The sequence below is a fragment of the Desulfocucumis palustris genome (assembly GCF_002933875.1).
GTDB classification, from domain to species: Bacteria; Bacillota; Desulfotomaculia; order Desulfotomaculales; family Desulfocucumaceae; genus Desulfocucumis; species Desulfocucumis palustris.
This window is the reverse complement of the sequence record NZ_BFAV01000071.1, coordinates 131747-142096: the sequence shown is the minus strand read 5'-3', so window position 1 is coordinate 142096 and position 10350 is coordinate 131747. Positions and strand designations below refer to the sequence as shown.

General features: G+C 43.5%; 2 protein-coding genes (1 of these 2 running past the window's edge). Both read right to left on the bottom strand.

The window, feature by feature from the left end; translation table 11 throughout:
* The coding region (locus DCCM_RS05665) for an amino acid adenylation domain-containing protein (RefSeq protein ID WP_123057284.1) at window positions 1-7164 on the bottom strand (7164 nt) is incomplete at its 3' end.
* On the bottom strand, window positions 7148-10350 hold the end of the coding sequence (locus DCCM_RS18895) for an SDR family NAD(P)-dependent oxidoreductase (RefSeq protein WP_112787734.1). It continues 17194 nt past the right edge of the window; the window shows 3203 of its 20397 coding nt (coding positions 17195-20397); its start codon lies off the right edge, out of view; it ends in the stop codon at window positions 7148-7150. The genes DCCM_RS05665 and DCCM_RS18895, both read right to left, overlap by 17 nt.

Below are 10350 nucleotides of genomic sequence, written 5' to 3'. Positions count from 1 at the left end.
ATTACCTGGGCTTATGGCAACCGAAGGCGGCTGCTGTTCCCCGGGAATATATTCCTCAATTATTACATGGGCATTAGCCCCTCCGGCCCCGAAGGAGCTTATGGAAGCCCTCCTCGGATAGCTCCTGGATTGTCCATTAATTTCAATAACCGGCTGGTTCCACTGGGTTAGCTCATACTGCACAAAAAAGGGGGTTTTATCAAAGTTTATATTTGGATTGGGCTGTTTAGCGTGCAATGACGGTACCAATTGTTTATGTTTCATTTGCAGCAGCACTTTTGCCAGCCCGGCAACACCGGCCGCGGCTTCCAGGTGACCTATATTAGATTTCACAGACCCGATGGGACAGTATTGCTTTTCACTGCTGCACGCGTTAAAGCTTTTTGACAGTCCGGCAATCTCAATGGGGTCTCCCAGGGAAGTACCGGTACCGTGTGCCTCAACATAACTGATTGTCCTTGGATCAATTTCTGCTTTCTCAAGAGCTTCCAGTATCAGATTGCTTTGTGCCGCGGGATTCGGAACCGTGTACCCGTTTGTCTTACCTCCATGGTTGACGGAAACCCCCTTGATGACTCCATATATATGATCACCGTCCCGAACGGCCTTTTGTAATGGTTTTAATAAAACGGCGCCTACCCCTTCTCCTGGTACAACCCCGTCTCCTCCTTCTCCAAAGCTCCGGCAGCGGCCGTCAGACGAAGACATAAATATTTGTGATTGGACAATATATTTATTCGGATGTAACGATAAGTTAACTCCGCCTGCTATTGCAACCTCGCACTCTCCGCGTTTAATGCTTTCCGCGGCTAAGTGGAGGGCCGTCAGTGAGGATGAACACAGTGTATCAACAGCCATGCTTGGTCCATGAAAATCAAAGAAATAAGAAACCCTGTTTGCAATTGAGCCATATGATGAAACAACTGCCGATTTACTGTTAAAATTATTTAATAATTGATATTCTCCGTACATAACCCCCACGAAGACACCAACTTTGCCATTATAAACTTCCTTCATTGAATGGTGGTTATAACCGGCATCCTCGAATGTGCGCCAAACAGTTTCCAGAAATAAGCGCTCCTGGGGGTCCATGATTTCAGCTTCCCTGGGTGAAATATTGAAAAACAGTGGATCGAATTTGTCAACGTCATCAATAAACCCGCCCCATTTACAGTATATTTTTCCTGGAATTTGTTTATCAGGACTGTAATACTCATGATAATCCCATCTTTCTTTTGGTATCTCTGTAATGCAATCCATACCGTTCTTCAGGTTTTCCCAAAATTCCGCAATTGTTTTTGCTTTTGGATATCTACCGTTTAGTCCGATAATTGCGATATCAATTTTTTCTGGTTTAAGGCCGTAACAATCTCGACTTTCTTTCTTTTGCCCGTGCTTATCCATCATTTGAAGATCGCCGGCAAATAGCGTGTTCGCCAAGGGCTCTGCATAATCCAACAAAGCCCTTGATCTATCAGGATGGCATTCCAAAAAATATTTCGCCAGTTCATGAATGGTTTGGTATTCAAAAAAGAGTGTTATTGGCAGCTCCCCAAAATCTTTTTGAAGATTAATATTTAACTTATTAATCATCAACGAATTAATCCCGTATTTCTCCAGGGCGGCCTTTACATTGAGCTGCGACGCCGGAATCTCTGAAACTTTGGAAAAGGCTGTTTTTAAATAATCTTCTATTTTGGCCAACAGGACATTATCGCCAATTATACTTTCTTGCTTTTTGCCGCAAGTTTCTAAGGGCATGGATTGGAGGACTGCTTCATTCGCCAATCCGGTTTCCTGAGCAATTTTTGTTAAATAGCCTTTAACCCAGTGTTTCTTTTTGGCAAAGGGATAGGCAGGAAGGGGAACTCTTCTTTCGCTTCCGTCATTAAGCTCATTCCATTCAATTGCAGCTCCTTGAACCCATTGCTCTGCGATGGAATACAGGTCGTTTTTATCCTTTTTTAACTTTAACTCTTTCCCTGGGAAAACACTTCCCCGGTAAAGGCCGGCAATATTCTCCTCACCCCGCAAGAACATTTCCAGTTTTTCCACTAAGGTCTGCGTGTTCTCCGCAACCACTGCCAGCCTTTCCTCCATTGCCACGCGTCCCGCCTGAAGTGTGTATCCTATATCGGATATATTAAACTGAACGGTTTCACTCCTGGTCAAAAATTCATGCAGCCTTAATACCTGTTGAATAAGCTGATTTCCTGCGGCGGCGGAAATGGGAATTAAAGCGGTTTTTGCGGGTTCCCTCTGCTTGTTTTCCTCATCAACATATTCTTCAACAACAATATGCCCCCCCGAACCTGTTGCTCCAAAAGCATTGATTAGCGCCCTAAGAGGCGATTTGCCGGACCAGTGTTTCAGTTCCCCCGCTATTTCAAGTCCGCTCCCTTGTAGTTGAAGCAAGGGATTTATGGGTTTAAAATTTATTGTCGGTGCAATCTGCCTGTGCTTCATTTGAAGCAGGACTTTTGTTATTTGAGACATGGCGGAAGCGGATTCCAAATGTCCTATGTTTGCTTTTACCGAACCCATAAGGCAAGGAGCCGGGGCATCAAAATAATATTGAAAAACCTTTTTTATTGCGTTTATTTCCGAGGCATCCGCGATACTGGCCCCGGCCGCTGCCACCTCGATATAGCTTATGGATTCCACGGGTACACCGGCGTTTTCAATTGCTTTTTGAATGGATTCCGACTGCATCGCGGAACTTGGCGCACCAAATCGTGTTGTCTTTCCGCTATGGCCGACAGAAGTCCCCTTGATAACGCCATGAATATAATCCTTATCCCTTTTAGCTCTTTCAATTGGTTTAATCAAAATCGCCCCGACACCTTCACCGGCAAACCAACCGGTTGCCTGCACTCCCAACGGCCTGCATTCACCATCCTTTGATAACAAATCAAGGCTGGTCAATAGGTTATGATGATATGAATGGGTCATTAGGTTTATCCCACCAACTAATGCAGCATCACACTCTCCTCTTTTTATGCTTTCACAGGCAAGGTGGATGGCGGTCATTGCTGATGAGCAGGAAGTATTAAGGGCGATACTCGGTCCGCTAAAATTGAAAAAATAAGATATTCTGTTCGCTATTGACGAAGTAAAAGCCGATGCCTGGACTGCATGTTTTTCTTCACACGAATCGGAGCTTTGATTTTGGTAATCGCTCCACATAACCCCTACAAATACGCCAACCCTGCCGGAAGAACGGAGCAGGTTTTCTGCAGTATAACCCGCGTTTTCCAGGCATTCCCATACCACTTCCAAAAACAAGCGTTCCTGGGGATCCATAACACGGGCTTCTGAGGGAGAAATATTGAAAAGCAGGCTGTCAAAACAATCAATGTCGTCTAAAAAGCCCCCCCGGATGGAGAATGTCCGACCACTTCCGGCATTGGACCAATCCTGCATCCATAACTTCTTCCTGCCGTTGGGCAATTCAGTGATAGCGCTTTTTCCGTCCTGTAAATTTTCCCAATATTCTTCCAGACTACCGGCTCCCGGATACCTCCCGCTTATCCCTACCACGGCAAGCTCATGTGGCAACCCCGGCATCTTCTTTTTCCAGGAAGCCTTGTGACAAAGCTCTGTCTCCGTTTTTTTCCCGCCCCTGCCAATCTCAAGAAATTTCCGGTCTTGGGGAATCTCTTGCTCAAAACTCCCACAAATGAAGCTATGGAGGAGCACTTGCCCGTCATCGAGTTTAAAATCCCAGCGAATCCTGTCAAAGTCCAGGCCGCCGATAGGGCAGACTCCTATATCGAATTCAGCCTGTTTGTCCATCAGCAACTGCCCCAGGTAACCTGCTTCCAGCAAGGCCAAATACAGGCTTTCTTCTTTGTAAATCGGTTTCATCGCATTGATTTGCCCCACCAAGAACAAACAGAAAGCTGCTTTCTGATAATGCTTTCTGTTAAAAGGCGTATAGCTGGGCTTTACTTCTTTAGAAAGTTCCGGGGTAATAAGAACCAACACATGTTTTACCGGATCATAGCGGTAAATTCCTTCTGGAAGCCCTTGTACTCTGTTTTCCTTAATATATAGATAAGCCTCAAGGGCATAAGTTCCGGACACCGACGGGTATAGAAAGGAAGATTTGCCTTTTATATTTACCTGTTTAAAAAGTGATAAAAATTTACTAAATTGCTCAAAAGGAATGGGCTTATTCAGATAATCCCGTCTACTGGACCGCAGCCGGTAATCACTCTCGGGATAACTGTGGGCATCCAAGGCTATTACGGCATCTCTCCCTGAGAACTGTCTTATATTAAGATGCTTTTCATGGAAGAGTTCATGCTCTTCCTTGCTTAAATGTTTCATATTTTTCAAAACCGTCTTCCAGTCCACATCTAAAAATGAGGAAAAGCTATTATCGCCGGTGCAGCTTTGAAACTGCTCTTTTATGTTCTTGCCTGTCTTTTCCAAATAGCCTGCCGGCCCTTTATCCGGTTCATTTCGATCAAACCCGGAAAACTGGCCATCCGGGATTCCACCTAACATACAATGGATGAACCTGTGGCTTTCATCGAACTGAAAGAAAGGACTGATCCTGTTAAAATCAATACCTATAACAGGACATAATCCCATATTAAAATCAATCTGCCTGCTTAACATCAATTGTCCCATATATCCGGAATCCAGTGTTAGTAAAGTGGGACTTAACATTTGATAGATTGGCCTTATGGCCTCGAGCCGGGCTATAAAAAACAAAACAAAGCCGGCGTTGTCAAAAACAGCTCTATCATACTCAAAAAATATCGTCCGATCGATTACAGGCAGGTCATTTATAAGATATAATACATGTTCTTCAGGATGGTAATAATAAATACCCTTCTTGATCCTTTCCACCGCATTTTCTTTTATATAAAGATAGGTCTGTACCGCATTCAGTCCACCCGCAGACGGGTATAGATATTTTGTCTCTCCTTTTATGGTTTCCCGTTTCAAAAGTGACATTAAACCACTGAATAAATTAAATGGTATCTCCCTTCTAACATAATTTCTCACGATTGCACCATTCATGTAAGCACTTTCCTTAAAATGGGCTTTCTGAAGTTGGACTGCTTTTCCTGCTCCGGTAACATCTCCATAATTCTCAGACAATCTCATATTAACCTGTGAATTATCTTGTATATCCTGCGTTTCTTCTTCAACATGGACAATCTCCTTTGTGCCGGTTGATATCCCAGCCATCTCCATGTCACTTTCAGGCAGCCGCTCCATTTTATGATGAGTGCCCCCTGACTGGCATTGCTCCCTTTCCTCATTACTTCCGGTACCGCCTCTGCCCTCAATCTCATTACACAAATAATGGACAATCGCCTTTATGGTAGGATCATTTAAAAATACTTCCACCGGAATAGAAACACCATATTGCTCCTGAATTTTTTCAGCCGCCTGGACCATAGTCAAAGAGGTGGCTCCCAAGTCGAAAAGATCCTCCTGGACTGTTAGTTCAGTAGTATCCAGAGCCTTGTTAAAGTATCCCAACAACATGTTTGAGATACTTTCCCCAAGATTAGCTTCTGCTCCCGCTATTACTGCTTTATTATCCCCAGCTCTCCCTTTTATAGGCCACGGCAACGCTTTGCGGTCTAATTTACCATGCTGGGTAACAGGTATTGAAACCAGAGGGGCGATAATATTAGGCACCATATAATCAGGCAATTTGCTCTTTATAAATTCCCGTATTTGTTTGGAAGCCGGCAGTTCTCCTTTCGGGACCACATAAGCCACCAGTTTTGGATCCGCACTCTGTTCGTCTCTTACCAGCACAACCGCTTCATCAATGGCCTCATGGTCCCTGAGTACCGTTTCTATTTCTCCCAGCTCAATTCGGTTTCCACGCAGTTTGACCTGGAAATCGATTCGACCGAGGTATTCGATATTTCCATCCGGCAAATATTTAGTACTATCGCCGGTCTTGTATAACTTTGCGCCGATTTCGTCACTGAAAGGATTGTCTATAAATTTTTCCGCGGTCAATTCCGGCCGGTTAAGATATCCCCTGGCCAGGCCAATGCCACCAATATGCAGTTCTCCTTCATGGCCGATGGGAACCTGGTTCAGTTCACTATCCAAAATATATATCTGGATATTTGCAATGGGGCGGCCAATGGGAACCTTATTATCCGGCCGCTTCCCGCACTCCCAGTAGGTCACATCCACTGCCGCTTCAGTTGGACCGTATAAATTATGAAGCCTGGCCGGCAGCTTCTTTTTAAAATCCACCATTAAATCATATGGTAAAGCCTCTCCGCTGGTAAAAACCTGGCGTAATGTATCACATTTGCTCACATTGGAATTACTAACGAAAAACCTGAGCATTGACGGCACAAAGTGACAGGTTGTGATCCTTTCTTTCCTTATTACGTCTACCAGGTAATTACTGTCCTTATGTCCTTCCGGTTTGGCCATAACAAGACAGGCGCCTGTCAGCAACGGCCAAAAAAATTCCCAGACCGACACATCAAATGTAAAAGGTGTTTTTTGTAATACCCTATCTTCAAAGGTTAGCCGGTATTCATCCTGCATCCATAGCAAGCGGTTGCAAATGGCTACATGGGGCAGCATACAACCCTTGGGCTTCCCGGTTGAGCCTGAAGTATAGAGCACATAAGCTAAATTACCGGGGCTGGTTATACTTTCAAGATTGGTCCCGGGCTCTTCAGAAAGGTAATCCCACTCGCTGTCAAGACAAAACTTTGTTCCTTCAAACCCTTCAAGCAACTCCTTATGCTTTTCCCGGGTAAGAATTATTGAAACCCCGGCATCCTCCAGCATAAACATTAATCGCTGGTCAGGATAAGTGGGATCTAAGGGTAGATAAGCGCCACCGGCCTTTAAAATTCCCAAAAGAGCTGTTACCATTTCAATGGACCTTTCCATCAAGACACCGACAATGCTGTCAGGCCCTACACCCAAACCCCTTAAATATCGCGCGCACCGGTTCGAGCGGCCGTTCAGCTCGGCAAAGCTTACCCGCTCATTCTCAAAACGGACGGCGGGTTTATCGGGGTTTTGCCTTATCTGTTCTTCTATAAGCTCATGCAGGCATTTATTTAAAGGGTATTCCTTGTATGTGTCATTCCATTTCAGCAGTGCCTCATGTTCCTCCCGCTTTAATAAAAATGGCCTACCTTCCATGCTCATGCAAACCTCCCCGCAACATCATTAAATTTTTATATTTTTCAGGTTGTGCATTGATTATCTCGCCGGGATCCAATTCTGCCCATCTCATGGAATCACCGGACAAAGCCTCTAATAATCGCTTATACCCCGCAAACATTTCTTCCATCAGACCTTCCGGATATACTTCCTTTATTACATCCCAGTAAAAGTAAAGCCGCCCATCCCGCTCTTCACTTATATTATCCAGATAAACCTGCGGTGTTTTGCTTAACATCTCAATTTTTTTAAAACCTTTTGCAGTCTCAACGCTAAAATGGGGCATCATGTTTGTAAAAACCACCGGAAATGTTAACATGCCTTTGTGCCTACCCTTCATTGCGGCCTTCCTTAGAACCTTTAAACCGCTCACGGCCATGTGCGATAAATCTTCCCGCACAATACTGTGGTTTAACTTTACCTTCTTTTCGAAGGGTTTCCTTTCACCACTGGTTACAACCCAGCTCATGGCTGTAAAATCACCTATCACCTCATCGATCTCAGGGTGAAGGGGGAGTCTTTCCCAGCATGGAACTACTATAGTGAAGGGTTTTTGCTCCATCCACGCTCCCAAAACCTCTGTATAAGCCGTCAGCAAAATCATGCTTGGCGACACAGATAACCTGTGGGCTGTCTTTTTAAGCGCCTCCCAATTCAAAAGCACTCCTTTGAATTGTCGGTACTCAAAGGAAGTTCCATTTTTGCCGTTACTTTTCATTGGTAACTGCGGTCCGGGCGGGATTCCTGCAAACTTATTCTCCCAATATTGAATGCTCCTTTGGTAACCTTCTGCTTTTTTGTATTTTTGCAATGCCATAACATAATCCCGGAACAAAACATCAACCTTTTTCGGATCTTTGGTTGGGTTCTCGTAATAATAAAAGAGTTGCTTCATTAGCAGATGAATGCTGTTTGCATCGGCTATGATTAAATCAATAGTAAAATGAATCCGTGATTTAGTACTGTCCATAACCGATACACGCAAATCAAAATACGGCCATTCTTCCAGATTGAACACATGTTCCAACATGAAGCGTTTGGTGGCGCTTAACTTGGCCTGAACCTCCTCCGCTTTTTTGCCTGTCAAATCCATCACTTTTATTTTAAAATCCGGAACCTCTTCAACAATCCGTTGGGTACCGTCCGGCCGAATTACCGTAATAAGCATCTGATGAGTTTTCATCAATTTTTTCCATGCTTTTTCAAGTCTCCCGGGATCAAGTTCTGTAGCTTCAATTTCCAGATATAATTGACAGCTGTTATTGCCCCCTGACATATATCTGCCAAAGGCATATGCCTGCTGCTGATCTGTTAATGGAAACGGCATAAAGCTATCGGCTGTTAAAACCTCCAGTTTCAGACCTGCCGGTAAAACATCTAACACAGGGCACATTGCCGCAGCAGCTTTGGTTTTATTTTCCTCTTTGCTGAATAAATTTTCACCCTTCATATCAGGGGTTAATGCTTCCGGCTGCCACCGGCCATCTTCCGATGCCAGCATATTAAGAAACCGGCAGTAGTCAGAGAACATATTTCTGATTTCGCCAGCTCCGAAATATCCTTCGGCAACATCCCAGCTAAATTTTAGTCTCCCGTCCTGTTCGAACACCTGATGATCCAAATAAACCTGGGGTGTTTGGGTCACCATAAATGAAATCTGCTTAAAAAAGCTTTCTTCATTATGGTCACTTTTAAAATTATTTACTAATGATGTGAAGACTACAGGCAGGTGCAAAGAACCGGAAATTTTACGCCTTGCTTTAAGTTCTCTTAACGCTCTGATCCCGCTCACACTGCTATGGTCCAAATCACCCCACAAACATTCTTGATTGTCTTTAATCAGTTTTTCAAAACTACGTCCCTTTTTCTCCTCCACAACAAATATGCTCGTGGAAATAAACGGGCCGAGGATTTGCTCCAACTGGGAATGCAGCGGAAGACGATTAAAAAAGGTTAAGAGCAGGGAGAATTTTTCATTTTTACTCCGTGAACTAAGAACCTCGGTGAATATACTGAGGAGCAGAGCCGTGGTGGACACATTTAATTCTTTAGCTTTCTTTTTAAGAAACTGCCACTGTTTTTCCTCAAGTGTTCCATTTAGTCTAACGCGGCAATAATCATCTTTGCTATCCGGTTTACCCGGCTTTTGTTGTAATGGGAGTACCGGCCCACCAGGCATATTTTTCAATTTTTCCATCCAATACTCCAAATCTCTGTTATAGCGGTTTGAATTTTCAAATTTCTTTATGGCTAATATGTAGTCCCTAAAGGATACGCTCAACTCCGGAAATTTCCACTCCGGTTTTTTGTATAGCAGTTGCCACTGCTGCAATAGCATGTACACTCCGCTGGCATCTATTATTAATTCATCAATACTGAAATGTATAATATATTTACTATCCGGGTATACACTTATTCGGATTTCGAAAAATGGCCATTGCCCGGGCTCATATACCTTATGCGACATTTTTTTCCGTACATTTTCAAGGTGCCGGGAGCGCTCATTATGGTCCTTTCTTCTTAAGTCAACTATTTTAAATTTGTACGGGGGGGTTTTCTCCAGAATTTTCTGTTGCCCATTGGATAAAACCACAGAACGCAGCATTTCATGATATTTAATTAAACTTTCCCAGGCCTTGTTTAAACGATAGATATCAATATCTTTCACTTCAATTTCGAAGTAAATATGACAACCAACCCAGTCACCGCCAAAGCGGAGTTTACGCCCGGCCAGAAAAGATTCCTGGATATCGTTTAATGGAAAAGATTGAAAACGGTCGGCAAGATTGGGAATGATTTCAGGTAGGATTTCTGAAGTGTCTAATTGAATATTTTGCTTGGTGTTACTCTTTTCATCATTATTTTGAATATTTGCTTCGACTTGATGTTCAGTATATTTTAGTTTAATTATTTCATTCAAATTACTCTCTAAATGCTGGACGGTTCTATTTTCCATAACCAAAGCCAAGGGGATTTCAAAACCAATATCCCGTTCAAGCATTGCTCTAAAAGTAATGGCTTGCAGTGAATTGAACCCCAAACTATCCAGTGACTTCCGGGTTGGCAATTCTCCAACCGGGATACCTAAAAGTTCGCTTAACCTTTTTTTAATAAGAGTATTTAAATTGTTCGGAACCAGCCGGGGGGTAACTTGATCAGCTGAATACCTGT